Here is a 24,028-nt window from a genome sequence, read left to right on the forward strand (position 1 = left end):
ACCTCGAGCTCGTCCGCGACGCGCTTCGCCAGCTCCTCCGGCGACGGCGCCGGCTGACGCACCAGCTCGGCCGTGCCGTCGCTCACCGCCACGAGCGCTTCCTCGTTGACCCCGTCGGCCGCGCTCCAGATCAGCGCGGGCCGCTCGATCCGGTGGTTCCACACGGGTGCGTCCCTGGACCGCCACCGCGCCTCGAACGGGTTGCGCGACAGCCGGGTCGAGTTGGCCCAGTGCTCGGCCCCGACGGGCTCGGACAACCACGGCACCTCGTCCACCGGCAAATCCGTGACCAGCGCGACCTCGATGGCCTCGATATCCTGCGGCACGTCGAGCAGATCGCCGAAGACCCACAGCTCGACCACCTGGAAGCGGAAGAACGCGGCCGGCAGGTCGCCGCACTTCTCGGCGAGCTCGGCCAGGTGGTGCACAGCGCGGGTCCATTTCACGGGGTGGATCATGCCTGACCAGGTGGCGGCGGCTTTGGCCCGGCTGGATGTCGTGGAGCCCGCACTGTGTGCGTTCCACGAGGTCTTCCGCTCCTTCGCGCCAGTCGACCCGTCGTCGCCGCTCGCCGGCATGCCCATCGCGGTGAAGCGTGGCGAGCGCCGCAGCCACCGCGAAGCGTTGATGGCCCTCGGCTGCGTACCGATCGGACTGACGACCACGCCTGATGGCAGCACGCCGTGGCAGACGTGGGGCCGCAACTCTCGCGGCGTCACACGCAACCCGTGGAACCTCGACCGCACTCCCGGCGGTTCGTCGGCGGGCTCGGCTGTGGCGGTGGCGTCGGGCGTTGTGCCGTTGGCCACGGGTGTCGACGGCGCGGGGTCGATTCGCATCCCTGCCGCGTGGTGCGGCGTGTTCGGGCTGAAGACGACGTCGTCCGAACGGGCCGCGGTCGGCGTGTTCACCCGTGACCCGGCGCTGCTCGCGGCCTACCTGGGCATCGCGGAGACCGGCGCGCCCACCGCCGTCTGGTCCCCTGACCTGGGCTTCGCGGAGGTGGACGACGAGCAGGTGGAGATCGCCCGGCGGGCAGCGGCGCCGTTGCGCCCGCGCCCCGTCTCGCTCGGGCTGCGCGACCCGGCCGAGGACTGGTACGCGCACCGCTGCGGCCCGAATCCCGTGCTGGACAAGCTGTTCGAGACCACCGACCTGCTGCTCACCCCGACGACGCCCGGTCCGCCGCACGGCCACAACGGTCCGGGCTCTCGGGTCAACACGGCGTTGACCTGGGCGTTCAACCTCAGCGGTCACCCGGCGATCAGCATTCCGGCGGGGTTCGACTCCGAAGGCCTGCCGGTCGGGCTGCAGGCCGTGGCGCGGCACGGACGGGAAGCGGACCTGGTCGCCGCCGCCCGGCTGGTCTCCCCCACGATCGAGATCGCGCCCTGGCCGCCTTGAGCCGATCGGGTGCTTTGGTCCCAATCAACCTCGGCAACCGCGTCCTGTGCGATGTCCTCGCGTTTCGAGGAGGCCAACCGTGACGCGAAGAATCGGTGGTAAAGGCGGCGGCTCGGACCCCGCGGGTAAGGCGGGCGCTGTGGTGGCGGCCGGTGTGCTGGCGGTGTCGATCGCGGCGGGCGGTGGTGGTCTGTCGCTCGGCGGTGGCGCGTCGACCACGGCCGTCGACTCCGCGGGCGTGAACCTCACCAAGGCGAGGTCCGAGGGCAAGAAGTCCGCTCGCAAAGGCGACGCCGACGGCGCTTGGCGGCAGATGAACATGCGCACGCTCAAGCGCACGGCCAAACAGGCGGCCGAGTGCGTGTCGCACTCCTTCGGCCAGGTGCGGGACCACTTCGCGCACAACCGGTGCACGTCGCTCGACCGGACGCTGTTCGCCGTCGGCGACGACCGGGGCGACGTCGCCGTCGTGTCCGTGGCGTGGGTCGGCTTCCCGAACCGGCGCGAGGCGGGCGAGTTCAAGAAGCTGATAGACGTGCACGGCACCGGCGACATCACCCCGCTCGGCACCCCGCTGCTCGACCTCGCGGACGTCCGCTTCACCGGCCTGCACTACCAGTCCCGGTCCGACGGCAGCACGGTCGTGATCGCCGAGTCGGAGTCCGCGTCCGGGCAGGTGAGCGGTGACGTCCTGGACGCGATGGCGGACATCGCGAGCTGGCTGCCGCGTTAGACCGCCACCGCTCGCACCGACTTCAGCGCCGACGCCCACGCCACCAGTTCGTCCAGCATCACGTTGAGCGTGTCGGCGTGCGGCGGCTCCCCTCCAGATCGCTGCGCTCACACGCGACCTGCGTGCGCACGGTCGCCGCCTTCACCTCTGCCAGCACGAGCCGAAGCTGCTCAACGGCACGCAAGCCGCCGGTGCCTCCTACGCCCACGAACCCGGCCGCCCACTCTCGCGGTGTTCGCCCGTGACGGGTACGCGCGGGCCGGCATCGACGCCATCGCGAAGGAGGCGGGGGTGTCGACGCGCACGCTCTACAACCACTTCGCCGACAAGGCCGACCTCTTCCGCACCGTCATCCAGACCAGCGCGGGCGAGGCGGCGCGCGACCAGATCGCGATCGTCGAGCGGCACTTCCACAAGATCACGGATTTGGAACAGGACCTCGTCGCGTTCGGCAGGGCCATGAGCGCGCAGCAGGGCCACGCCGAGCACTTCGCGCTGGTGCGGCAGATCAACGCGGAGCTCGGCCACATCCCACCGGAGGCGATCGAGGCGTGGCAGGAGACGGGTCCGCGCAAGGTGCGGCGGGCGATCGCGGACGAGCTCGGGTTCGAGGATCCGGAACGCGCGGCGGTCCACCTCATGCTGCTCACGATGACCGGTGACCCCAGCATCAGGGGCACGCGGCCGGACGACGAGGACGTCGCGGCGGGCGTCCGGGTTTTCCTGCACGGACACGCTGTCGGAGGCGCCGGACGCCGTCGGTAGCCTCCTGTCGCATGGAGGTCGAGATCTACACCGACGGCGCGTGCAGCCCCAACCCCGGCCCAGGCGGCTGGGGTGCCGTGTTGCGCTACGGCGAGCACGAGAAGGACATGTACGGCGGTGATATCGGCCCCACGACGAACAACCGCATGGAACTGATGGCGCCCATCATGGCGTTGGAGAGCCTCACGCGCGCATCCACCGTGAACCTCTACACGGACAGCACTTACGTCCGCAATGGAATCACCTCGTGGGTGCACGGCTGGAAGACGAACGGCTGGCTCACGAAAGCGCGTGAGCCCGTCAAGAACGCCGACCTGTGGCGCCGCCTGGAGGAGGCCGCCAACCGCCACGAGGTGGAGTGGCACTGGGTGAAGGGCCACGCGGGCCACCCGGAGAACGAGCGCGCCGACCGCCTCGCCGTGCGCGGCGTGGAGGAGGTCACGGGGCGGGAAGTCACGCAGCCCCAGGCGAAACCGAAGAAGGCGGCCAAGCCGAAGCAGCCCCGTGAGCTGACCGGCGAACCGTGCGGCGCGCCCACCAAGAAGGGCACGCCCTGCCCGATCAACGCCGGCAAGAACGGGCTGTGCCACGTGCACGACCCGGCGTTGCAGTGCGGAGCCCTCACCAAGAAGGGCTCGCCCTGCACCATCGCGACCGGCGGCGGCCGCTGCGACTACCACCAGGACGCACTCGAACTGTTCGGATGAGGGCTATCGGTCCGTGGGCTCAGCAGGGCTCGTAACAGGAGTGGACAGCAGGCTGGCCCGTGTAGTTGGGGCCGGCCCGCCGTAGGTGAAACTCACCCCTTGCAACGCTTCCGTCAACACACGGCGGCACGGAGCGCCGTCGGCGCGGCGCGAGCCAGAACGCGACGCTCCAGCAGACCAAGCTCGTCGCCCACGCAGTGCAGACCGTGCACGCAGGTCACGAGATCGGCGGGCTCGTCTCGTCGTCGTCGAGCATGCTCACCGCAGCACCTTCGCCAGCCGCGCCATGCCCTCCTCGATCTCCGCGGGAGTGTTGGTGGTGAACGACATCCGGAACGTCGCGTGGTCCGGCGTCGTCGCGAAGAAGGGCGCGCCAGGCACGAAAGCGACGTCGTGGCGCAGCGCCTCCTTCAGCAGCGAAGCGCTGTCCACGTCACCGGGCAGCCGCAGCCACACGAACATGCCGCCGTCCGGATCGCTCCACGTCGTGCCGTCGGGGACGGTGGACGGCAGCGCGGCGATCATCGCGTCGCGGCGGGTTCCGTACTCGACGCACAGGCGGGCGACGTGGGCGTCCAGGTCGGTGCGGGACAGGTAGGCGGCGGCAGCGGCCTGGTCCACAGTGGACGTGTGGAGGTCGGCGGCCTGTTTCACGATCACCAGGGTGCGGAGCAGGTCGGCGGGTGCGCGCAGCCAGCCCAGGCGCATGCCGGGTGCGCCGATCTTCGAGAAGCTGCCCAGGTAGACGGTTCTGTCGCTGATGGAGGCGATCGGGGCGGCGGAGGAACCCCGGTAGCGGAGCTCGCCGTACGGGTCGTCCTCGACGATCCAGAAGTCGTGCTCGGCGGCCAGGGCGGCGATCTCGGAGCGGCGGGACGCGGTCAGCGTGCGGCCCGTCGGGTTCGCGAAGGCGGGCACCAGGTACAGCATCGTGGGACGTTCGCGTTCGGCGACTTCGCGCAGCGACGCGGGCAGGAGGCCGTCGGCGTCGCTCGCGACGGGCACGATCCGGGCTCCCGCCATCTGGAAGCACTGCAGTGCGGCCAGGTACGTCGGTTCCTCGACCGCGACGACGGCGCCCGGCTCCAGCAGCGCGGTGGCCACCAGGGTCAGCGCCTGCTGGGAGCCCGTGGTGATCAGGACGTCCGAGGTGGGCAGGCCGCGACCGGTCAACCGGGAGGAGACCAGCGAGCGCAGGGACGGATTTCCTTCCGTGGGCGCGTATTGCAGCACCGAGCGGTCCTGCAGCGCGAGGTCGTAGGCGGCGCGCAGACCGTCCAGGTCGAACAGTTCGGGGGCGGGAAAGCCTCCCGCGAAGGAGATCACCTCGGGGCGCGAGGTCAGCGCGAGCAGGTCGCGCACCGGGGAGCTGGCCACGGGGAGGGTGCGGTGCATGAACTTCACGGTATCCGGGGTGGTATCCCGGCGAACGGCGATTTTCTGTCGGGGGTCGTGGTTAGCGTGGTCACATGGACATCGAGACACGTGCCGAGCAGCCCTACGCCGCGGTCAAGGCCACGGTGACGCTGGAGACCTTCGCCAAGGTCGCCGACCGCTTCCCCGAGGTCATGCAGTGGCTGGCCGATCGCGAGTTACCGGTTCTCGGCGCGCCGTTCCTGCGCTACTTACGCGTCACCGCCGAGGAGTTCGAGGTGGAGGCCGGCATCCCCACCGCCGCCGGGGTGCCCGGCGACGGTGCCGTGTTCACGTCGACGCTGCCCGCCGGCCAGTACCTCGTCGCGCTCCACGAAGGAAGTCTCGACGGGCTGGCCGCCGTCACCGACCAGCTCCTCGCCCACGCCGTGCGGTTCGACCGCGACGGCGACAGGTGGGGTGCGCGCATCGAGACGTACTTCACCGACCCCGCGGTGGAACCGGACCAGAGCAAGTGGAGCACGGAGGTCGCCATTCGCCTTGCCGACTGAGCGCCAGAGTCGTCCAGTGGACGCGTATATGCCGATAAGGCTATATTGCCGACATGGCATCTACGTTCGCCGCGCTCGCCGACCCGAGTCGCCGGGAGATCCTCGACCTGCTGCGTGACCGAGAGCAGCCGGTCGGCTATCTCGTCGACCGGCTCACGCTCGCCCAGCCGACCGTCTCGAAGCACCTCAAGGTGTTGCGGGAGGCCGGTCTGGTCGAGGTGCGCACGGAAGCCCAACGGCGCTGGTACCGCGTCTCCCCCGGTCCGCTGGCGGAGGTCGACGCCTGGCTCGCGCCGTACCGGCGGATGTGGGAGCAGAGCCTGGACGCACTGGAACGACGACTCGACGAGATCGAAGGGGACTGACCCGTGGACGTCGCACTGCGGATGATCGAGGGCAAGCCCGTCCTGCGCTTCGAGCGCAGGCTGCGGCACTCGCCCGAGAAGGTCTGGCGGGTCGTCACCGACCCCTCCGAGATGAGGCACTGGTTCCCGGCCGAGGTCGAGGTCGACGGCAGGACGATGCGCTTCACGTTCCCGGACGCGGCCCCCGTCGACGCCGACGGGGGCGAGGGCGAACTGCTCGAGTCCGACCCGCCGAAGGTGTTCGCCTTCCGCTGGGCGGGCGACGTGCTGCGCTTCGAGATCCTGCCGCGCGAGGACGGCTGCCTGCTGGTCTTCACGGCGGTCGTCACGTCCAGGCTGTCGGTCGGCCGCGACGTCCCCGGCTGGATCACGTGCCTGGACGCGCTGGTCGCCCACGCCGACGGCACGGAGTTCGAGCCGCCGGCGGAGTGGCTGTCGCGCATCGAGCACTACGTCCGGGAGTTCGGCCTCGACCAGGGCACCGACGAACCGGACGGGGTGAAGTTCGTCCGCGACCTGGTGTGGGCTCCGCTCGACGACGTCTGGCGGCTCCTCACCGAAGGCACCGAGGACGCCGTGCCCGTCCGCGCCGCCCACCCCGGCATCGAGACCGGCGAGGTCACGAGGTCGGAGGCCCCGCGCCTGCTGGAGTACGAGTGGCTGCGGGACGGCGAACCGAAGGGCGTCGTGCGCTGGGAGTTCGACCACGTGCCGTTGCAGGGCACCACGGTCACGCTGGTGCAGGAGAACGCGCACGGTCCCGAGGCGCTCGCGGCGTGGCACGTGCACCTGGAGCTGTTCTTCGCGGCCACGCAGGGCGACATCCGCTGCCCGTGGCCCACCGAACGCGAGGAGGAACTGGCCAAGCACTACGCGGAGAGCTGATCCAGGGTCGCGAGGCGGTCGACGCCGATCCCGCTGATCAGCAACCGCTCCTTGCGGTTGCCCGTCAGCCGCCGCGTCCAGTCGACGAACCCGCCGTCGCCGATCTCCACCCCGTCGCGGTACACCTTGAAGCACAGGCCCTGGTAGTAGCCGGTGCGCCGTGACGGGTCGGCGGGCAGGTCGCCGCGCACGACCTCGAACCGCGGGTCCAGCACGGTCACGCGCACCTCGATGTCGCCGCACGCCTCACGCAGGAACGCGACGTGCTCGGCGAAGTGCTGCCGCTCGAACGCGAGCGAGCCGCGGTCCCGGCCCGCCGACACCGCGGCGAACAACGTGAAGTGCGCGAACCGCCCCTCACCGCTGAAGAGCTGCGCCCGCACCACGCGCTGCACTGCGGCCAGCCGCACGTCGTCCGCACCGGCCTGCCGTCGCACGGCGGCTTCGAGGGCGAGCGCGTTGGTCGGGTCCGCCGCGACCTCGGTGCCGCGGATGGTCGACACCACGTTGTTCTGGTCCTGCTCGGCGACGGCGGAGCACGTCCCGAGCGGCGCCACGGGCGCGAGCCCCAGCACGGAGAACGACGGCGGCAACGCGGCCAGCAGCCGGTCCTCCGCCGCCCGCACCACCTCGAACGGCACGGCGGAAGGAGCCACGAACCGGTCGGAACGGTACTGCCGCAACACGTCCGGCCCGGACAACGCGGACGCTCGCCGCCGCATCAACGCGAGCAGCACACTGGTGAGGTCGCTACCGGGCAACCCGGCGAGCCGGTCCAGCGCCTCCTCACCGCCCAACGACCGCAGCACGCGCGTCAACACACCCATGCGGTCCATGATCCGCGTCCCCGCGAACGGATTTCCGCGAGCGGATCGCTGGTTAGGGTCGGGGTCATGACCGACAGCCGGGTAGCGGGGGAAGGCGAGCTGTGGGGCCGCAGGGCCGCGCAGCGAGCAGCGCTGGGCGCGAGGATCTCCACGCCGGCGTGGAAGATCGCGATCGAACGCACGGGCATCGGTCCTGGCACCTCGGTGCTCGACCTGGCGTGCGGCAGCGGCGAGTTCTGCGCCGCCGCGACGGAGGCGGGGGCGCGGGCCACCGGGATCGACGCCTCGACGGCGATGATCGAGCTCGCGAGGACGACCGCGCCGGAAGCCGAGTTCCACGAACGAGCCCTGGGGCGGTTGCCCTGGGACGACGGCACGTTCGACGTCGTGACGGCGTTCAACGCGCTGTTCTTCGCGGCCGATCCCGAGGAGGCGTTCGCCGAGGCCGTCAGGGTCAGCAGGGACTACGTGGTCGTGTGCGAGTGGCACCCGGACCACGTGAGCGACCTCGTCGCCATCGGTCAGGCCGTGCGAGGACCGAGCGGCCACAGGCGCGCGAGGATGCCTGAACCACAGGAAAAGCTCACGATCGACATTCCTCAGATCCAGCCCGACGAGAACACGATGGTGCGCGGCTTTCTCAGCTTGGGCAGCTACCAGCGCCTCATCGAGAACGAGGGCGAGGAAAGTGTCGCGGCGAAGATCCGGGCCGCGGCCGAGCCGTTCAAAACCCCGGACGGGACCTACCGGTTTGCGAACAAGTACCTGATGTCGGTCTTCCGCAAGAACAATTGATCAGGCGGCGTCGAGCAGCGCGTGACCGGCGCTGGTCAGCGCCGCGGGCCCGGGACGGGTGCTGATCAGGCCCGCGCTGGTCAGGCGCGGGCCGACGAACTGGTCGGCGCAGCACAGGCCGTCGACGAGCAGGGAGCTCCCGGAGATCTCGCAACGGCCGTCGGCGACGGCTCTGAGAACTGCGCGGTCACGATGTGTGAGCGAGGCATTCATCTTCTTCTCCTAGCGGTGAAGCGTCTACTTACTGATACGTCGAAGAAGGAGGCTTCGGTTCGACATCATCGTCGGAGAATTCCGCACGCACCCCCAAAAGACGTACAGCGCGACCGTGGTCGAACCGGTCGAGCACCACCAGTGCGGCCGCGGCCAGCTCCTCGGCGGACGAGGTCGGTGCCGGCAGTTTCATCAGGCGGCTCTTCGTGAAGAACGGCACGAACCGCACCTTCACGCCCACGCGCACAGCCGGGCGTCCTTCGGCAACCACGTCGGCAGCCACCTGGTGGGCCAACGCCACGACCTCGCGCCGGATGTCCTCCATGGACGAGAGGTCCTGCTGATAGGTCTTCTCGCGCGAGCGGGACTTCGCGACCCACGGCGTCGCGCTCACCACCGTGTCGCCCGCGCCCTGGCCGAGGCTCCGGAAGTACGGGCCCATCCGCGGGCCGAACCGGGCGGCCAGGTCGGGCTCCGAGGCCGTGGCCAGGTCCGTCACGGTCACCACGCCCATCTCGGCCAGCTTGCGCTCGGTCTTCGCGCCGATGCCCCACAGCGCGGACGTCGGGCGGTGGCCCATCACCTCGGCCCAGTTCTCCCTGGTCAGCTCGAACACGCCGGCGGGCTTGCCGAACTCCGTGGCGATCTTGGCGCGCAGCTTGTTGTCGCCGATGCCCACCGAGCAGTGCAGGCCGGTCGAGTCGAGAACGGCCGCCTGCAGCGACCGGGCCAGGGCGACGGGGTCGTCGCCCTGGGCACCGACGAACGCCTCGTCCCAGCCCATCACCTCGACGACCACCGGGAACGACCGGAGCACGGCCATCACGTCCGCCGACGCCGCCTCGTACAGCGCGTGGTCGACGGGCAGGAAGACGGCGTCCGGGAGCTTCTTGAACGCCGTGCGCAGCGGCATGCCGGAACGGACGCCGAACTCGCGCGCCTCGTAGGACGCGGTGGACACGACCGCGCGCTCGGCCGGGTCGCCGTTGCCGCCGACCACCACGGGCCTGCCGCGCAACGACGGGTCGCGCAGCACCTCGACCGCCGCGATGAACTGGTCGAGGTCCACGTGCAGGACCCGGTCCGCCATGCTGGACAGTATGAGACGGTCGGCCGGAATCCTGCTCTTCAGACGACGCGAGCAGCTGGAGGTGCTTCTCGGGCACATGGGCGGCCCGTTCTGGGCCCGCAAGGACGCCGGCGCGTGGTCCGTGCCCAAGGGCGAGTACACCGAGGACGAGACGCCGGAGGCAGCCGCGCGGCGCGAGTTCGCGGAGGAGCTCGGACTGGAGGTCCCCGGCGGTGAGCTGATCCCGCTCGGCGAGGCCAAGGGCTCCGGCAAGGTCATCACGGTCTGGGCGCTCGAGGGCGACCTCGACCCCGGGACCGTCACGCCCGGCACGTTCGAGATGGAGTGGCCGCCGAAGTCGGGGCAGAGGAAGACGTTCCCCGAGGTCGACCGCGTGCAGTGGTTCACGGTGGAGGAGGCGAGCGCGAAGATCGTCTCCGCGCAACGCCCCTTCCTCGAACGTCTTACGGCCAGATAGAGGCGACCCACTCCGGGTGGTCGATGAACGGGTTCCGGTTGTGCTGGAAGCTGTCGAAGATCACCTGGTTGCGGCGCTTCTCGAACGCGTCCGGCGGGTCCTGCTGGCTCCACTGCTTCAGGACCGAGAGCTTGCCCATGTACGGCGCGGAGCCGTTGGACACCGAGTTGTTGAGCTCCAGGTTCACGTAGCTGTCGGTGCCCTCGTAGCGCACGGCCATGTAGAAGAGCATGCGTGCGACGTCGCCCTTCACGGCGTCGCGCGGCTCGAACGAGTCGCCGTCGTACCTGCTGCCCGACGCCTCGGGAACCGCGGAGCCGCCGTTGTCGAAGTCGAGGTTGCCGCGGGTGGCGTTCACCGACACGTCCTCGGGCCGCAGGTGGTGGATGTCGGTGCCGGGACCGGTGGCCGTGCCGAAGTCACCGTGCGACTTCGCCCAGACGTGCTCGCGGTTCCAGTCGTCGCCCCCACCGCCGTTGGTCGACTTCGCCTGCGAACGACCGCTGTACAGCAGGATCACGTTGTTCGCGTTGGCCGGGTCCTGGTCGGTGACCTTCAGCGCGTCCCAGACCTGGTCGTAGCTCAGCTTGGTCTGGTTGCGGATGATGCTGTTCAACGCCGTCTTCAACGCCGCGCCGCTCTTGCCGCAGGCCGCCGTGTAGTAGCTCTCGCACGACGAAGGCGGAGGCGTTGTTGTTGTGGTCGTTGTTGTCGTGGTCGTCGGCGGTGTCGTGCCGGCGAACGCGAACGCCGTGGACGAGGTCAGCCCGGCGTGCGAGAAGTACGCGCTCAACGTGCCCGTCACGTCGATCTGCTTGCCGAGCAGCGACGGGTTCGACTTCAGGCCCCATGCCGTGCGGAACGCCGACGGGATCTGCACGTAGACCATGCTCGACGTGCCGGTCTGGGACGCCGAGTCGGCGAGCGCCAACGCGTAGTCGTTCGGGTAGTTCGAACGGACGACCGTCGTCGTGGCCGTGGGCTGGCCGACGACGTAACCGCGGACCGTCGCCGACGACCCGTTCTGCTGGCTGATCGCCTGGGCGACGGTGAGCGGTGCCGCCGCGACAGCGGCGGTCGACCCGTACAGGCCGACCGCCGCCAACAAGCCGATGACCACCGCGAGTGGACTCCACCGAACCATGTGCTCTCCCCGATCGCGTGGATGTTGTCCACACGATCGGGGGACACGGTCAACGCACGGTTAACGTGCGGTCACGTCAGCAGGACGACCTGAGGTCGGTCAACGTCAACACCCCGGAACGGCCGAAGTCAGTCCTTCCGCAGGTAGAGATCCCGGAGCAGGGAGATCTCCGCACCGTGGTGGATCACCTCGCGGTTGATGTGCAGGACCAGCGTCGCCATCGGTTCCTCGGCGAACGGACCCTCCGCCGGACCGACGGGAAGCGAGAGGTCGGCCTTGCGCGCGCCGGCCATCCACGTCTCGTAAGCGTCGTCGAGCTGCTTCAACGCCTCATCGGCACTCGCAGCGAACGGCCAGGTCGCGTAGTCGGCCGGTGGACCACCGAAGTGCGACGCCGACCTCATGGCGAACACGCCGACGGTCACGTGCGCCATCCGCCACGCGATCGTCGTGATCGGCGCGGGCTCCGGCGGCGGGTACTCCCAGTCGATCCTGCTGGGCGGACGGACCGTCCACGAGCCGGGCACGGGTTCCCAGAAGTACTCGTCGTCGGTCAGCCCGACGAGTCGCTGCCGCAGCTGCACTCGCCAGTGGAAGTCGAGCTGGTCCGTCAACTGCTTGTTCCAGTCCATGCCGGCGACGGTAGGACCGCACGCGGACATCCATTGTCCTGAAAGTCAAAAACCGAGCGCTCGGTCTATTATTGACCCCATGACGACTGTGCAGGAGGCGGCGGCGGTCCGGCACGGCATCTGGGTGTTCTGCCCGGCTGTCGGCGCCGCCGCGGCGTGGGCGCTCAAGCTGCTGGCCGGATGGGTCACGGCGCTCAGCTGGTTCCCGTTCCAAGGCGTGTTCGCGCTGGTCACGGACATACCAGAACCGTGGGCCACCATCGGGGCGTTCGCCGTGGGAGCGGTCGCGGGCGGAGTGTTCGCCTCGTTCTGGGCGAGCGAGATGCTGACGGTCGAGGTCTCGCACGACCGCGTCACGCTCCACAAGGACGACAGGGTCCTCGGCTTCGGGAGCGACGAGGTCGAGTCGGTCTTCACCGACGGCAAGCAGCTCGTGCTGCTCTCGCCCGAGGGCACCGAACTGGCCCGTGAAGCCTCCGACCTCAGCAGGGAGAAGCTCGAACGGGCTTTCACGGGGCAGGGCTACCGTTGGCGGGACGCGGACCCGTTCGCACCGGAGTTCCGGCTCTGGGTCGAGCACGCCCCTGAGCTGACACCTGACGTGAACGCCCTGTTCACCGCCCGCAGGAAGGCCATCTCGAAGTACGAGCACGCGGAGGCCGCGGAACTGGCACGGGAGATCCGCCGGCGCGGCGTCGCGGTGCGGGACGAGAAGAAGAGGCAGTACTACAGGTGCGAACGGTAGACCCGGTCAAGCACGCGGAGAAGAAGCGGCACATCACCGACACCGCGGCGGTGTTGTTCGCGCGCAAGGGGTTCGACCGCACGACCGTCGCCGACATCTGCAAGGCCGCCCGCATCAGCACCGGCAGCCTCTTCCACTACTTCCCCACCAAGCGGGCCATCTTCCGCGAGATCTTCGAGCAGGACGGCGCGGACAACGCGGCGATGTTCGCCGAAGCGCGCGAGCTGAGCCCGTGGGACGGCGTCCTGCTGGTGGTCGACCGCCTCAGCGCGCCCGCACTGGACCGGGCGGTGGCCGGGCTCGTGGTGGAGGTCGTGGCGCAGGCGAGCCGCGACCCGGAGCTGTGGGAGCTGGTCGGCCACAACGAACAGGTGGTGCGCGACGAGCTGGCCGCTCTGCTGCGGCGGGCTGACGACGCGGGCCAGATCTCGCTCCCGGTGAGCGCGGTGACGGCGGCGAGCTGGGCGCAGGGTCTGGTCGACGGCCTGTACGGCAGGCTGGTCGACCCGGACTTCGACCCGGCCCGACAGGTGATGACCCTACGGCTGATCCTTTCCCGATTCGTGGGTGCTCCAGCACCATGAGGGCATGGCTTATGACGTCGCAGCGGTCCGCGCCCACTTCCCCGCGTTGCGCGAAGGCGCCGCGCACTTCGACGGACCGGGCGGCGCGCAGGTGCCCGACGTCGTCGGCGAGGCGGTCAGGGACGCGCTGACCTCGGCGGTCTCCAACCGGGGCTCCGTCACGGCGGCGGAACGCCGGGCAGAGGAGATCGTGCGGAAGGCCCGGAGCACGATGTCGGAGTTCCTCAACGCCGGCAGCATCGTGTTCGGGCGCAGCATGACCCAGCTGACCTACGACTTCGCCCGCACGCTGTCGAAGAACTGGCGGCCGGGCGACGAGATCATCGTGACCAGGATCGACCACGACGCGAACATCCGGCCTTGGGTGCAGGCGGCCGAGGCGGCGCGGGCCACGGTGCGGTGGGCGGCGTTCGACCGCACGACCGGTGAGCTGCCCGTCGAGGCGGTGACGAAGCTGCTGTCCGACCGCACGCGTGTCGTCGCGGTCACGGCGGCGTCCAACCTGCTCGGAACGCGTCCGAACATCGCGGAGATCGCACGGGCGGCGCACGAGATGGCGGCGTTCGTGTACGTCGACGGCGTGCACTACACACCGCACATCCCCGTTGACGTAGAGGCGTTGGACGCGGACTTCTTCGTGTGCTCGCCGTACAAGTTCCTCGGCCCGCACCTCGGCGTGCTGGCGGCCGCGCCGGAGTTGCTGGAGACGTTGCGGCCGGACAAGCTGCTGCCCTCGACCAACGCCGTGCCGGAACGGTTCGAGCTCGGCACGCTGCCGTACGAGCTGCTGGCGGGCACGACCGCGGCCGTGGAGTTCATGCGCTCCCTCGAAGGCCTGGAGGAGCACGAGCTGGCACTGCGCGAGCAGCTGGAGTCCGGCCTGCTGGAGCTCGGCGCGCGCATCTACAGCAAGGCGTCGTCGCGGACGCCGACCGTGCTGTTCTCGGTCGACGGGCTGGAGCCGGCCGAGGTGTACCGCAGGCTCGGCGCCGAGGGTGTGAACGCGCCCGCGGGCCACTTCTACGCGCTGGAGTGCTCGCGCTGGCTCGGCCTCGGCGACAAGGGCGCGGTGCGGGCGGGCATCGGGCCCTACACCGACGAGTCCGATGTGGACCGCCTGCTCAAGGCCGTGGCCCGCTTGAGGTGAGCCCCGTTCGAGGCGGGCACGGTCTCAGATGAACAGGACCAGCCCGGCGTAGGCGAGGCCGACGAGCACGCTGACGTTGAGCCGGCGGGTCACGCGCTCGCCGGGCCGGTCCGCGAGCAACGACCGGGCGCGCGCCCACATGAGCTTCTCGCCCGCCTGCCGGTCCGGTAGCTGCGGTGTCGTGAGCACGTCACCGTGCGGACCGAACGCGAGCATGAGCTGCGGTCCGGAGCGACGCACGCCGTGCAGCTGCGCCCACGGCACGCGGTAGGTCCAGATACCGGTGTAGAGCACGACCGACTTGTGGTCGAGGCGCAGCATCGGCTGGAACCGCGTCACCGCCGACAGCACGCACTGCACACCGATCAGGGCGAGCACGATGAGGTCCGGGTAGTACTTCAGCGCGATCAACGCACCGGCGGCGCCGAGCAGCAGCACCGCGCCCTCGGTCCGTCGGCGGTCCCCCGGCCACACGGCGTGCGGCAGGTCGACCGGCGTGCCCGCGGTCACCGGTTCACCGGGGAGGTGTGCACTGTGGACGGTATGGCGCGGCCGGACCCTGCCGAGCGTGCTCGTCGCCACCACCTCGCCGTCGAGCAGCAGCGCGACCTGGCCGCCGTGGTGCAGCTCACCCGCGACGAGGACCTCCGCCGGGTCGAGCCGCACCGGCGGGTCCTCCTCGCCGCGCCAGACCCGGCCGAACTGCTCGGTGTCGTGGTAGAGCGGCTCCTCCAGGCCGAGGTCGGCCAGCGTGGTGACGGTGGCGACGTCGGAGTTGGTGTGCCGCAGGAGGATCCGGCGCGGGCCGATGGGGACCGCCTGCACCCGGACCGCCTTCACCGGTCCGGTCCACAACGCGCGGCGGCGGCGTTCCCGCACGGCGAGCATGATCGCGAAGAACACCGCGGCCCCGCCCAGGGTGAGCCACCACGTGACGTCCTCGGGCTCGTTCTCCATCCGCACCCACGTGCCGTCCGCCAGCACCGGCACCGCGTCGCCGACCTCGTAGGTCTCCGGCGCGAGCGGCTCGAACCCGGCGCGCTGCTCGTCCGGCAGCTCCACCCACACCTCGTGGGTGTCCTTGATCTCGACGATCTCGGCCTCGACACGGCTGGCGTTCGCGACGTGCTGCTCTATCTCGCCGTTGGTGATGTCGTACTGCACGAACGTCAGGAACCCGAAGACGACGAGCAACACGGCGACGATGCGCAGAACTCCGCGTTGCGGCGGCATGTCCGGCAGTGAGACGAGAGTCGCGCCCGCTGCCTCGTGCTGGTCCGCGCGCGACCTCACGGTCCACGCCGCCACCACGGCACACGCACCGGCGTGCAGGCCGAACGCGATGTTGGACGCCGCACTACCGTCGAGAACGATGTCCAGCGCACCGAACAACACGCCCATCGCGCAGCCCGTGAGCACACGGCCGAACAACAGCAGCAACGGCGTGGCCAGCAACGGCACCACGGCAAGCGCGAACAACGGGTCCGGCACGCAGGGCTGGGCGGTCGTGCAGGGCGCTTCGTTCGCGCTCGCCGCGAAGTAGAAGGCGACGACCCACCCTCCGGCGAGCCCGACCTTGGTCACCCACCACGGAACCGCGGCCGCTTGCCAGCGCTGGAGGTCCACGGTCCGATCATGACACGTCCGTTGCTCCGAACGGCGCGGTTCACCCCTATCGAAACGGGTATCCGCAGCTCACCCAATACGGAGGTGGACACAAATGCTCGCCATCATCGCCGCGGTCTCGTTCGGTCTAGCGCTGATCCTGGACCTCGCGAAGACCGGGCTCGGTGACGTCATCACCGCGAACACGCTCGTCGTGCTCGGACTGCTGCTCCTCGCCCTGCACCTCGCCGGCATCGGTTCCGGCACACGATCCTTCGGATGGCGCCGTGCCCGCAGGTAGGAACGTCAAGAGCCCCACCAGGTTGTCCAAGGGCGACTGGTGGGGCGTTCTCAAGAGGACCGTCAAGGAGTTCAACGGCGACAACCTGACGGACTGGGCCGCCGCGCTCACCTATTACGCGGTGCTCTCGCTGTTCCCCGGCATCATCGTGCTCACGTCCGTGCTCGCCCTGCTCGGCGACACCACGACGCAGGAGCTGATCAAGTACGTCGACCAGGTGGCTCCCGGCGAAGCCGGCCAGCTGGTGAAGTCGTCGATCGAGGAACTGCGGAAGAGCCAGAACGCGGCCAGTCTGCTGGGCATCATCGGTCTGCTGACGGCCCTCTGGACGGCGTCGGGCTACCTCGGTGCGTTCATGCGCGCGTGCAACGCCGTGTACGACGTCGAAGAAGGCCGCCCGATCTGGAAGACGGTGCCGTTGCGGCTCGCGTTGACGCTCGGGTCGGTCGTGCTGGTGTCGCTCACGCTCGGCGCGCTCGTGCTGACCGGTGGGGTGGCCGACACGGTCGGCGACGCGATCGGGCTCGGCGACACGGTCGTCACCGTCTGGGACATCGCGAAGTGGCCGGTCATCCTGCTGCTCGTCAGCCTCGCGTTCGCGGTGCTCTACTGGGCGGCGCCGAACGTGAAGCAGCCGGGCTTCCGCTGGGTCTCGCCCGGCAGCCTGCTCGCGATCGTGCTCTGGGCGCTCGCCACCGTCGGGTTCGCGATCTACGTGGCCAACTTCGCGTCGTACAACAAGACCTACGGCTCGCTCGGTGGTGTGATCGTCTTCCTGGTGTGGCTGTGGATCTCCAACATCGCCGTGCTGCTCGGCGCCGAGTTCGACGCGGAGCTGGAGCGCGGCAGGCGGATGGCCCAGGGCGAGTCGGAGGAGGACGCCTCACCCGAGCCGCGTGATCTCCCCGGGTAGCTCGGCCTCGACCGCCGTCCATACCCCGTCCGGGCCCGCCTCGACGCGCTCGCTCGTGTCGCCGGGGACGAGCACCCACAGCTGGTCCCGCTTCGACAGCCAGACCACCCCGATGCCGTCCGCACGGGAGCTCGTGGCGTACTCGTAGGACTTGCGGAACACGTCACCGCCGTTGCGGTCGGTCACCCGCACCTCGCTCGCGCTCTCGGCGTGCGCGACGAACTTGCCGCTGGGCGAGTTCTTCGGCGCGCCGGGGCGGGCGAACCGGTCGTCGGCGTCGTCACCGCAGCCCGCGAGGACCACCGTCAGGGCGACCAGGGTCGCGAGGACCCTCATGACGGACCGGGGCGGAGAAAGCCGTGCTTCATACCGCCAAAGGTAGCTAGCGTGATCGTCCGTGTGGGGCGTTCTGGAAAGCTTTTACGACTCTGTGCCCCGACCGGGATCTCGCGTCGAGGACCACGGCGAGCTGGTGCTGTTCGTCCAGGCGGGCGACGGCCACCCCTACTACGCGCGGCCCCGGTTCCCCGGCGGCCGGCCGGCGTTGCCCGACGTGCTGGAGGTGCGGGCACGGCAGCGCGAGCTGGGCGTGCCCGAGGCGTTCGAGTGGGTGCACGAGACGACGCCGGACCGGCACCGTCCGCGCGGGCCTGAGCGGCCTGAGCGGCCTGTGCGGCCTGAGCGGGACGAAATGCCTCGGATCACGTCCGGAGCGACTATCCTGCGCGCGTGATCAAGGACTTCGGGGCCGGGTTCGGACTGCTGCTGCGCGGGTTCAGACTGGTGTTCAGCTCACCCAAGCGCGTGCTCGTCGGGGCGTTGCCCGCGGTGATCACCGTCGTGCTGATGATCGCCGGCTGGACGCTGCTGTTCACCGGCATCGACACGATCACGGGCTGGCTGACCGGCTTCGCGGACTCGTGGAGCGAGACCGCGAGGAACATCGTCGAGATCGCGGTCGGGATCTCGGTGGTCGCGGTGGTGCTCGGGTTGAGCGTGCTGCTGTTCACCGCGATCACGCTGATGATCGGCGGCCCGTTCTACGAGTACATCGCGGAGGAGGTCGAGGACGAGCTCGGCGGCGTGCCCGGGACGGAGCAGGTGGGCTTCTGGCGCGGGTTCGTGGTGGGCCTGCGCGGCACGATCCTGCTGGTCGGCACGTCGATCCTGTTCGCCGTCCCGCTGTTCCTCTGCGGCTTCATCCCGGTCGTCGGGCAGACCGTCGTGCCCGTGCTGGGGGTGTGCATCAACGCCTACCTGCTCGGCATCGAGCTGACCGGCATCCCGTTCACGCGCCGCGGCCGGTCGTTCAAGCAGCGCAGGCGGATCCTCGCGACGCGCAGGGCGATGGTGCTCGGGTTCGCCGTGCCGACCTACCTGCTGTGCCTGATCCCGCTGGCCGCGCTGGTCGTGATCCCGGCGGCGATGGCAGGCGGCACGGTGTTGTCGCACCGCCTGCTCAACGGCGACCGCGCTACCGCGTGAACGGCAGCCAGGCCTGCTGCGCCAGGCCGTTGCGCGCGTTGACCTGCACGCCGCCCGCCGAGATCGACCACAGCTGGTCTCCGATCACGATGGTGCGCCGCTGACCTCCGCCGTGGTCCTGGCTCTGCGGTTCGACGATCTTCCCCGTGTCGCGCAGCTGGTCGCCTTCGACGCGCAGCACCAGCGACGAGACCTCGTAGTCCGTCCTGTAGCTCGTCACCGGGACGACCAGCGTGCCGTCCTGGGGCCAGTAGAGGAACGCGTGCGGGTCGACCTGGGCCTCGGAGCTCGAGTCCGGCAGGTGGTGCTGCGCGAGCCTGCGCGGTGACGCGGGGTCGCTCACGTCGAACAGCGAGACCTGCGTTCCCGTGGTGCGGCCCTGGTCCGTCGCCTCCTGGCCAACGCCGATCAGCTTCCCGTCGCCCGCCGGGTGCAGGTAGGCGGAGAAACCGGTGATCTTCAGCTCGCCCGTCACCCTGGGCTTGCCAGGATCGCTCAGGTCCAGCGTGTAGAGCGGGTCGGTCTGGCGGAACGTGACGACGTAGCCCGTGCGGCCGATGAAGCGGACGCTGTAGATCCGTTCTCCCCTGCCGAGACCGCCGACCTGACCGACCTCGGCGAGCGTGCCGCCCTCCCGGCGCAACGTCGTGACGAAGCTCTCCGACGGCTGCCGGTCCTGCGGCGCGATCTCCGCCGGCATTCGCCGGCAGCACCGGTTCTCGGTGCCCGAAGTCGTTGCCACGCGGAGGATCCCGTCGTGCTCCGACAACGAGTACTGGTTCAGCAGCGTGCCACCGACCTCGCCGGACGCGACGTGCCGGGGCGGTCCCGGCTGACTGATGTCGAACTGGTGGATCGCGGTGCTGACCGGGCGCCGCACCGGCGGCTTGGCGGGGATCTCGGGCAGCAGCCGGTGGTCGTCGGCGACGTAGAGAGTGCGGTCGGTGCCGTAGACGGTGTCACCGTCGGCCACGATCGAGACGGGCTGCCCGGTGCCGAGCTGCCCGGAGAGCTCGAACGTGAGCACCGTCAGCATCGACGTCGCCGAGTGCACGATCGGGTGGCTGACGTTCGCGCAGTCGACCAGGGTCCCGCTCGACTCGGCGCCGTTCTCCCTCAGCTCGTACCGCGGCAGCCACGACGTGATGGGCTCGTTCTGCAGGATCTCCCTGTTGCGGCGCAACGATCCCGCCTCGTTCGTCGTCTGGTCCGGGTACACCCACGGCAGGCGCGGCTGCGAGCGGACGACGACGCGGGCGGTGCCACCGACCTGGCGGGCGTCGAGGTAGAGGCCGTCGGTCTTGAGGCTGCTGATCTCCTTGAGCCCCTTGAGGTCCACGAGAACCAGCTCGGTGCCGGACTCGGGCGCGAACGACGGCCGGTCGGGCGGCAGCGCCGGCTTCCCCATCGGCACGGGGTTGTCGGTGACCACAAGCGCGCGGTCGCCGGAGACCAGCAACTGGCTCGCCCGGCGTTCGCCGAGGTCGACGGTGCCGATGATCGCCTTGCTCGCCACGTCGATCACGCGCAGCTTGCCGTCTGCGATGGAGAAGACGCGTTTCCCGTCCGTCTTCACGACGTCGGGCTCGTCGACGCCCTGCTCGTGGACGTTCGTCGTCGAGTGGTCCTGCTGTTGCGCGGGAGGAGTGGCGGGCTTCGCGTCGGGCACGCTCTTCTGCGCGACGCCCGCACTGGAGTCCGTCGCGGAGCTCTCCATGGTGAGGATGTGCGGGCCGCCCAAGCCGTACGCGGTGACGTACGGAGCGAGGGCACGGCGTAGTTCGGTGACCGCGTTGTCGCACGAGTCGAACGCGACGAGGCGCACCGGTCCGGAGTCCGCGACAGGTGGTGGCGCGAGGGTCTCGTCCCTCACGGCGGAGCTCACACTCACTCCGGCGACGGCCAGCACGGCGGCACCGGCCAACAACTTCTTGCCGTTCATGGCAGGAGGACGTAAGCGGAGCCGGGAAGGGTTGCCCGCCTTCCCGGCTTTCGCCCTTACAGCTGAGCCTGGATCTGCGCCGCGTAGGTGGAGACGCGGGAGTAGACGCCGGGGTAGCCGGCGGACGCGCAGCCCTCGCCCCACGACGTGATGCCGATCAGCTTGCCGCCGGCCACGAGCGGGCCGCCGGAGTCGCCCTGGCAGGTGTCGGTGCCGCCCTGCGCGTACCCGGCGCACACCATGTGCGTGGCCTTGAAGTCGCTGCCGTACGAGCTGGAGCAGCTCGAGCTGCTGGTCAGCGGCACGGTGGCCTTGAGCAGGTACCGCGACGCCGACCCACCGGAGGACGTGGTGCCCCAGCCGAGGATCGTCGCGCTGGTGCCCGCGTTGTACAGCGCGCTGTCCGCCGAGGTGGCGAACGGGATCGGCGTCTGCGACAGGGTGCGGTCGAGGGTGAGCACCGAGACGTCGTAGCCCAGCGTCACGTCGCGGTAGCTCGGGTGGATCCAGATCTTGGTGACACGGGCGGTGACACCCGCGGTGGAGTTCTTGTCGTCACGACCAGCCACCACGCGGACGGCGGACGCCGAGTCGCCCACGGTGCAGTGCGCCGCGGTGACGACCTTGTTCGGAGCGACGAGCGTGCCGCCGCAGTACTGGAAACCGCTGCTCGTGGCCAGGTAGACGACCCAGGGGTAGGTGGACGTGCTCGCGCGCGTGCCGCCGACGATCTGGGTGCCGAACTCGCCGTCGGCGGTCGGGGCCGGAGCTGCTTCGGCCACGCTGACGCAGGCCATGGACAGCGTTGCCGCCGCCAGCGCCGCGCCGAGCCATGACCGGAGGCGGTGCAGGGTTGCCGCCATGATCATCTCCTTCTTCTGTTGTGTCCCCGGCGCAGGGTCGCTGGGGTGGTTAAAGGAAGACATGAGTGCGCCGGGACGGGGTAGGGCTGGTCCGCGTAGGCCATTCGGCCGTCCGATCGCGCGCGTGATTGGATCGACCGCGAACAACCCCGTTCCGAGAGGAAGTCTGTGATGGCCCCCACGAAGCCTGAGGTCGACCCGCACGACGGCCCGGCGCCCGCCGACCTGCTCATCGAGGACATCACCGTCGGCGACGGCCCGGAGGCCGCGGCAGGGCAGTTCGTGTCCGTGCACTACGTCGGTGTCTCCCACTCGACCGGCGAGCAGTTCGACGCCTCCTGGGACCGCGGCGAGGCGTTCCAGTTCCCGCTCGGCGGCGGCCGCGTCATCCAGGGCTGGGACCAGGGCGTGCAGGGCATGAAGGTCGGCGGCCGCCGCAAGCTGGTCATCCCGCCGCACCTGGGCTACGGCGCGCGCGGCGCCGGCGGCGTGATCAAGCCGAACGAGACGCTGATCTTCGTGGTCGACCTCCTCGGCGTGAACTAGTGGCGTGACCCGGAACGGCGTCCCGCTGGTTCGTTCGGCGGGACGCCGTTGCTCTGTCCGGACCATTTGCCGATGGGGCGGAACGGGATGACCTCCGGCTGCGTCATCCTTTGTGTCCGCCGCAGTTCAGGAGGGAAACACCGGTGCCAGAGGACATCGCCGGGTCCGAGCAGATGCTCGCGAACTGGAACCAGAACATCCAGGAACGCGCCGCCCGCTATCAGGAGATGGCGACGCGCGTGCAGGGGATGACGATCTCCGAGCGGTCCTCGGACGGTTCCGTCGAGCTCACGATCGGCTCCAACGGGATCCTGCAGAACCTCGTGATCAACGAGTCTGCCGCCGGCAAGCGCATGTCCGAGGTCAGCGGCGAGATCATGAAGCTGCTGCAGCGCGCGCAGTCCCGGATCCCGGAGCTGCTGCAGGAGGCCATGGCCGAGACCATCGGCACGCAGGACGAGACCGCCAACGTGCTGTTCGACGAGGCCAAAAAGAACTTCCCGGCGCCTCCCGCGGAGGAGCCGACGCGCACGCCGTACGACCGCAACGAGATCAACTTCCGGGTGGAGGACGATCCCGCGCCGCCCGCCCGCCCGACGCCACCGCCTCCCCCTCGCCGCCGTCCGCCGTCCGATGACGACGACTTCGGCGGGGAGTCCGTGCTCTCCTGATCTTTCTGTCCGCTGCTCGAACTTGAGGGGGTTCGATGACTTCCGGTGGTTTCGAAGTCACCTCGGACGTGCTGGAAGCGCACGCCAAGGCTTTGGAAGGCCTGCACGGGCGTTTGCAGGGAGCAGTGGACGCGGCGAACACCGTGTCGATGCCGACTGACGCGTACGGGATCATCTGCCAGCCGTTCCGGATGCTGCTCGACCCCGTCGAGCAGTGGGGCATGAACGCGCTCAAGGGCGTGGCCGACGCGATGGACGCGACGTCGAAGAAGGTCACCGAGACCGCCAAGCAGTACCAGGCCGTCGAGGACCAGATCGCCAACGCTCTGAAGGGCTTCTGATGTCCACACCGAACCCCCTGGTGGCGCAGGCGCCCGCGGAGCCGTCCGGTTTCTTCAACGCCGGCACCGGTGACAACGGCTGGGCGACCGGTTTCTCCATCGCCGACTCCGCGGTGGACGCGTACAAGGGCATCTCCGAGGGCAGCTGGATCGAGGGCGGCCTCGGCGTCGTCAGCCTCGTGGCCGACGCGGCCTCGATGGCGATCGACCCGTTCGGCACGCTTCTGTCGTCCGCGGCGTCGTTCCTGATGGAGCACATGCAGCCGTTGAAGGAGGCGCTGGACTGGCTGGCGGGCGACCCGCCGGTGATCCAGTCGTACTCCACGACGTGGGGCAACGTCTCGCAGGAGCTGGGCAAGATCACGGCCGACTACAAGGCCGCTGTCGACGCCACCGCCTCCTGGACCGGCGCCGCCGGTGACGCCTACCGCAAGTCGGCGGGCGAGCAGCTGGACGCGTTGTCCGGCGCGGCCTCCACCGCGGGCTCGGTCGGCACCGTCGTGGGCGTGATGGGCATGGTCGTCGGGTTCGTGCGCGAGATGGTGCGCGACCTGATCGCCGACCTGGTCGCGAAGCTGATCACGTGGGTGCTGGAGGCCGTGTTCACGCTGGGCTTCGGCACGCCGGTGATCGTGGCGCAGGCCGTGACCGCGATCTCCAAGTGGGCCACGCGCATCGGTGAGCTGATCCAGAAGCTCATCAAGACCATCAAGAAGGTCTCGCCGCTGCTGGGCCGCCTGGTCGAGATCTTCACCAAGATCATGAAGGTCGTCGGCAAGCTGGTCGGCAAGGTGACCGGTCTCGACGTGATCTCCACCAAGTCCATCAAGCCGGGCGGTCTGTTCCACCGCACCGACGTCCCGGACCTCACGCCTTCTGGCACCCCGGGCTCGCCTTCGTCGTCCTCGCCCGGCAGTTCCTCTCCATCGTCCACTCCGGACAG

At 69.8% G+C, this 24,028-nt stretch carries 30 protein-coding genes and 1 pseudogene; 20 read left to right on the plus strand and 11 right to left on the minus strand.

Features of this window, described 5'->3' with window-relative positions:
* The coding region (locus VM306_RS34520) for a DUF7711 family protein (RefSeq protein WP_325522431.1) at positions 1-446 on the minus strand (446 nt) is incomplete at its 3' end.
* Positions 447-456: 10 nt separating this feature from the next.
* On the opposite strand from VM306_RS34520, the gene VM306_RS41485 reads away from it, so the two are divergent.
* The 4 genes and pseudogenes from VM306_RS41485 to rnhA form a co-directional block, all read left to right on the plus strand.
* Positions 457-1,404 carry an amidase family protein gene (locus tag VM306_RS41485; protein WP_414672487.1) on the plus strand — a complete coding sequence of 316 codons (948 nt, stop codon included), beginning with the start codon at positions 457-459 and terminating at the stop codon, positions 1,402-1,404.
* A 79-nt stretch (positions 1,405-1,483) separates the two neighbouring features.
* Complete coding sequence (locus VM306_RS34535) at positions 1,484-2,137, plus strand: hypothetical protein (RefSeq protein WP_325522432.1); 654 nt, start codon at positions 1,484-1,486, stop codon at positions 2,135-2,137.
* 231 nt (positions 2,138-2,368) lie between these two features.
* Positions 2,369-2,902, plus strand: coding sequence for a TetR/AcrR family transcriptional regulator (locus VM306_RS34540; RefSeq protein ID WP_325522434.1), 534 nt, complete (start codon positions 2,369-2,371; stop codon positions 2,900-2,902).
* Positions 2,903-2,913: 11 nt separating this feature from the next.
* Positions 2,914-3,351, plus strand: a pseudogene (rnhA, locus tag VM306_RS34545) (ribonuclease HI); the annotation flags it as partial.
* Positions 3,352-3,867: 516 nt separating this feature from the next.
* On the opposite strand, the gene VM306_RS34550 reads toward rnhA, so the two are convergent.
* Positions 3,868-5,004 (minus strand): PLP-dependent aminotransferase family protein, encoded by a 1,137-nt coding sequence (locus VM306_RS34550; protein ID WP_325522436.1) that lies wholly within the window; start codon positions 5,002-5,004, stop codon positions 3,868-3,870.
* 74 nt (positions 5,005-5,078) lie between these two features.
* Here VM306_RS34550 and VM306_RS34555 point away from each other — a divergent pair, with 74 nt between their 5' ends.
* The 3 genes from VM306_RS34555 to VM306_RS34565 are packed head-to-tail and all read left to right on the plus strand — an operon-like array spanning position 5,079 to position 6,784.
* Positions 5,079-5,534 carry a GyrI-like domain-containing protein gene (locus tag VM306_RS34555; protein WP_325522438.1) on the plus strand — a complete coding sequence of 152 codons (456 nt, stop codon included), beginning with the start codon at positions 5,079-5,081 and terminating at the stop codon, positions 5,532-5,534.
* Between the two features lie 53 nt (positions 5,535-5,587).
* Positions 5,588-5,899 carry a metalloregulator ArsR/SmtB family transcription factor gene (locus VM306_RS34560; RefSeq protein WP_325522440.1) on the plus strand — a complete coding sequence of 104 codons (312 nt, stop codon included), beginning with the start codon at positions 5,588-5,590 and terminating at the stop codon, positions 5,897-5,899.
* Between the two features lie 3 nt (positions 5,900-5,902).
* Entirely contained in the window at positions 5,903-6,784 is an 882-nt protein-coding gene (locus VM306_RS34565; RefSeq protein ID WP_325522442.1) for an SRPBCC domain-containing protein, read from the plus strand.
* Here the strand turns inward: VM306_RS34565 and VM306_RS34570 are convergent.
* Complete coding sequence (locus VM306_RS34570) at positions 6,769-7,611, minus strand: hypothetical protein (protein ID WP_325522444.1); 843 nt, start codon at positions 7,609-7,611, stop codon at positions 6,769-6,771. The genes VM306_RS34565 and VM306_RS34570 overlap by 16 nt on opposite strands.
* A gap of 66 nt (positions 7,612-7,677) precedes the next feature.
* Here VM306_RS34570 and VM306_RS34575 point away from each other — a divergent pair, with 66 nt between their 5' ends.
* Positions 7,678-8,406 carry a class I SAM-dependent methyltransferase gene (locus VM306_RS34575; protein WP_325522446.1) on the plus strand — a complete coding sequence of 243 codons (729 nt, stop codon included), beginning with the start codon at positions 7,678-7,680 and terminating at the stop codon, positions 8,404-8,406.
* Here VM306_RS34575 and VM306_RS34580 read toward each other — a convergent pair whose 3' ends face one another.
* Positions 8,407-8,619 (minus strand): hypothetical protein, encoded by a 213-nt coding sequence (locus VM306_RS34580; RefSeq protein ID WP_325522448.1) that lies wholly within the window; start codon positions 8,617-8,619, stop codon positions 8,407-8,409.
* 28 nt (positions 8,620-8,647) lie between these two features.
* On the minus strand, positions 8,648-9,709 hold the full coding sequence (locus VM306_RS34585) for a DNA polymerase IV (RefSeq protein WP_325522450.1): 1,062 nt from the start codon (positions 9,707-9,709) through the stop codon (positions 8,648-8,650).
* Between the two features lie 10 nt (positions 9,710-9,719).
* Here VM306_RS34585 and VM306_RS34590 point away from each other — a divergent pair, with 10 nt between their 5' ends.
* Entirely contained in the window at positions 9,720-10,166 is a 447-nt protein-coding gene (locus tag VM306_RS34590; protein WP_325522452.1) for an NUDIX domain-containing protein, read from the plus strand.
* Here VM306_RS34590 and VM306_RS41490 read toward each other — a convergent pair.
* Positions 10,153-11,310, minus strand: coding sequence for an endonuclease (locus tag VM306_RS41490; RefSeq protein ID WP_414672488.1), 1,158 nt, complete (start codon positions 11,308-11,310; stop codon positions 10,153-10,155). The two genes, VM306_RS34590 and VM306_RS41490, sit on opposite strands and share 14 nt — an antisense overlap.
* A gap of 128 nt (positions 11,311-11,438) precedes the next feature.
* On the minus strand, positions 11,439-11,942 hold the full coding sequence (locus VM306_RS34605; RefSeq protein WP_325522454.1) for a DinB family protein: 504 nt from the start codon (positions 11,940-11,942) through the stop codon (positions 11,439-11,441).
* Positions 11,943-12,021: 79 nt separating this feature from the next.
* Between VM306_RS34605 and VM306_RS34610 the strand changes: the two genes are divergently transcribed.
* Genes VM306_RS34610 through VM306_RS34620 form a run of 3 tightly spaced genes read left to right on the plus strand, consistent with a single transcriptional unit; the run spans position 12,022 to position 14,418 of the window.
* Positions 12,022-12,687, plus strand: coding sequence for a YqeB family protein (locus VM306_RS34610; protein WP_325522456.1), 666 nt, complete (start codon positions 12,022-12,024; stop codon positions 12,685-12,687).
* The gene (locus VM306_RS34615) at positions 12,675-13,271 is read left to right on the plus strand and encodes a TetR/AcrR family transcriptional regulator (RefSeq protein ID WP_325522458.1); all 597 of its coding nucleotides are present in this window, start codon (positions 12,675-12,677) and stop codon (positions 13,269-13,271) included. The genes VM306_RS34610 and VM306_RS34615 overlap by 13 nt, the downstream gene beginning before the upstream one ends.
* Before the next feature lie 4 nt (positions 13,272-13,275).
* Complete coding sequence (locus VM306_RS34620; RefSeq protein WP_325522460.1) at positions 13,276-14,418, plus strand: cysteine desulfurase-like protein; 1,143 nt, start codon at positions 13,276-13,278, stop codon at positions 14,416-14,418.
* Positions 14,419-14,442: 24 nt separating this feature from the next.
* Here the strand turns inward: VM306_RS34620 and VM306_RS34625 are convergent, their stop codons facing one another.
* On the minus strand, positions 14,443-16,044 hold the full coding sequence (locus VM306_RS34625) for a hypothetical protein (RefSeq protein ID WP_325522462.1): 1,602 nt from the start codon (positions 16,042-16,044) through the stop codon (positions 14,443-14,445).
* Positions 16,045-16,138: 94 nt separating this feature from the next.
* Between VM306_RS34625 and VM306_RS34630 the strand changes: the two genes are divergently transcribed.
* Positions 16,139-16,324: a hypothetical protein gene (locus VM306_RS34630; RefSeq protein WP_325522464.1), complete on the plus strand. Its 186-nt coding sequence runs from the start codon at positions 16,139-16,141 to the stop codon at positions 16,322-16,324.
* On the plus strand, positions 16,311-17,237 hold the full coding sequence (locus VM306_RS34635; RefSeq protein WP_325522466.1) for a YihY/virulence factor BrkB family protein: 927 nt from the start codon (positions 16,311-16,313) through the stop codon (positions 17,235-17,237). The genes VM306_RS34630 and VM306_RS34635 overlap by 14 nt, the downstream gene beginning before the upstream one ends.
* On the opposite strand, the gene VM306_RS34640 is transcribed toward VM306_RS34635, so the two are convergent.
* Positions 17,208-17,573, minus strand: a complete 366-nt coding sequence (locus VM306_RS34640; RefSeq protein ID WP_325522468.1) for a hypothetical protein — start codon at positions 17,571-17,573, stop codon at positions 17,208-17,210. The two genes, VM306_RS34635 and VM306_RS34640, sit on opposite strands and share 30 nt — an antisense overlap.
* 94 nt (positions 17,574-17,667) lie before the next feature.
* Between VM306_RS34640 and VM306_RS34645 the strand changes: the two genes are divergently transcribed.
* The gene (locus tag VM306_RS34645) at positions 17,668-17,970 is read left to right on the plus strand and encodes a hypothetical protein (RefSeq protein ID WP_325522470.1); all 303 of its coding nucleotides are present in this window, start codon (positions 17,668-17,670) and stop codon (positions 17,968-17,970) included.
* A complete protein-coding gene (locus VM306_RS34650) occupies positions 17,967-18,722 on the plus strand; it encodes an EI24 domain-containing protein (protein WP_325522472.1) in 756 nt (251 codons plus the stop codon). The genes VM306_RS34645 and VM306_RS34650 overlap by 4 nt, the downstream gene beginning before the upstream one ends.
* Here the strand turns inward: VM306_RS34650 and VM306_RS34655 are convergent.
* Entirely contained in the window at positions 18,712-20,664 is a 1,953-nt protein-coding gene (locus tag VM306_RS34655; RefSeq protein WP_325522474.1) for a beta-propeller domain-containing protein, read from the minus strand. The genes VM306_RS34650 and VM306_RS34655 overlap by 11 nt on opposite strands.
* A 56-nt stretch (positions 20,665-20,720) precedes the next feature.
* Positions 20,721-21,527 carry a serine protease gene (locus VM306_RS34660; protein ID WP_325522476.1) on the minus strand — a complete coding sequence of 269 codons (807 nt, stop codon included), beginning with the start codon at positions 21,525-21,527 and terminating at the stop codon, positions 20,721-20,723.
* A 171-nt stretch (positions 21,528-21,698) separates the two neighbouring features.
* Here VM306_RS34660 and VM306_RS34665 point away from each other — a divergent pair, with 171 nt between their 5' ends.
* The 4 genes from VM306_RS34665 to VM306_RS34680 all read left to right on the plus strand — a co-directional run.
* The gene (locus VM306_RS34665; protein WP_325522478.1) at positions 21,699-22,073 is read left to right on the plus strand and encodes an FKBP-type peptidyl-prolyl cis-trans isomerase; all 375 of its coding nucleotides are present in this window, start codon (positions 21,699-21,701) and stop codon (positions 22,071-22,073) included.
* Between the two features lie 143 nt (positions 22,074-22,216).
* Positions 22,217-22,744, plus strand: coding sequence for a YbaB/EbfC family nucleoid-associated protein (locus tag VM306_RS34670; protein WP_325522480.1), 528 nt, complete (start codon positions 22,217-22,219; stop codon positions 22,742-22,744).
* Between the two features lie 35 nt (positions 22,745-22,779).
* Positions 22,780-23,085 carry a type VII secretion target gene (locus VM306_RS34675; protein ID WP_325522482.1) on the plus strand — a complete coding sequence of 102 codons (306 nt, stop codon included), beginning with the start codon at positions 22,780-22,782 and terminating at the stop codon, positions 23,083-23,085.
* Positions 23,085-24,028, plus strand: a 944-nt coding sequence (locus tag VM306_RS34680) for a WXG100 family type VII secretion target (RefSeq protein ID WP_414672489.1), incomplete at its 3' end; no start/stop codon positions are given. The genes VM306_RS34675 and VM306_RS34680, both read left to right, overlap by 1 nt.

The sequence above is a fragment of the Lentzea sp. genome (genome assembly GCF_035525475.1).
Lineage (GTDB): Bacteria > Actinomycetota > Actinomycetes > Mycobacteriales > Pseudonocardiaceae > Lentzea.

Bases quoted from the DNA above. Each gene is read 5' to 3' on its own strand.
- VM306_RS41485 (WP_414672487.1), top strand. From the start codon at position 457: ATGCCTGACCAGGTGGCGGCGGCTTTGGCCCGGCTGGATGTCGTGGAG.
- VM306_RS34550 (WP_325522436.1), bottom strand. From the start codon at position 5,004: ATGCACCGCACCCTCCCCGTGGCCAGCTCCCCGGTGCGCGACCTGCTC.
- VM306_RS34555 (WP_325522438.1), top strand. From the start codon at position 5,079: ATGGACATCGAGACACGTGCCGAGCAGCCCTACGCCGCGGTCAAGGCC.
- VM306_RS34560 (WP_325522440.1), top strand. From the start codon at position 5,588: ATGGCATCTACGTTCGCCGCGCTCGCCGACCCGAGTCGCCGGGAGATC.
- VM306_RS34570 (WP_325522444.1), bottom strand. From the start codon at position 7,611: ATGGGTGTGTTGACGCGCGTGCTGCGGTCGTTGGGCGGTGAGGAGGCG.
- VM306_RS34575 (WP_325522446.1), top strand. From the start codon at position 7,678: ATGACCGACAGCCGGGTAGCGGGGGAAGGCGAGCTGTGGGGCCGCAGG.
- VM306_RS34580 (WP_325522448.1), bottom strand. From the start codon at position 8,619: ATGAATGCCTCGCTCACACATCGTGACCGCGCAGTTCTCAGAGCCGTC.
- VM306_RS34585 (WP_325522450.1), bottom strand. From the start codon at position 9,709: ATGGCGGACCGGGTCCTGCACGTGGACCTCGACCAGTTCATCGCGGCG.
- VM306_RS34590 (WP_325522452.1), top strand. From the start codon at position 9,720: ATGAGACGGTCGGCCGGAATCCTGCTCTTCAGACGACGCGAGCAGCTG.
- VM306_RS41490 (WP_414672488.1), bottom strand. From the start codon at position 11,310: ATGGTTCGGTGGAGTCCACTCGCGGTGGTCATCGGCTTGTTGGCGGCG.
- VM306_RS34605 (WP_325522454.1), bottom strand. From the start codon at position 11,942: ATGGACTGGAACAAGCAGTTGACGGACCAGCTCGACTTCCACTGGCGA.
- VM306_RS34610 (WP_325522456.1), top strand. From the start codon at position 12,022: ATGACGACTGTGCAGGAGGCGGCGGCGGTCCGGCACGGCATCTGGGTG.
- VM306_RS34620 (WP_325522460.1), top strand. From the start codon at position 13,276: ATGGCTTATGACGTCGCAGCGGTCCGCGCCCACTTCCCCGCGTTGCGC.
- VM306_RS34630 (WP_325522464.1), top strand. From the start codon at position 16,139: ATGCTCGCCATCATCGCCGCGGTCTCGTTCGGTCTAGCGCTGATCCTG.
- VM306_RS34640 (WP_325522468.1), bottom strand. From the start codon at position 17,573: ATGAGGGTCCTCGCGACCCTGGTCGCCCTGACGGTGGTCCTCGCGGGC.
- VM306_RS34655 (WP_325522474.1), bottom strand. From the start codon at position 20,664: ATGAACGGCAAGAAGTTGTTGGCCGGTGCCGCCGTGCTGGCCGTCGCC.
- VM306_RS34660 (WP_325522476.1), bottom strand. From the start codon at position 21,527: ATGGCGGCAACCCTGCACCGCCTCCGGTCATGGCTCGGCGCGGCGCTG.
- VM306_RS34665 (WP_325522478.1), top strand. From the start codon at position 21,699: ATGGCCCCCACGAAGCCTGAGGTCGACCCGCACGACGGCCCGGCGCCC.
- VM306_RS34675 (WP_325522482.1), top strand. From the start codon at position 22,780: ATGACTTCCGGTGGTTTCGAAGTCACCTCGGACGTGCTGGAAGCGCAC.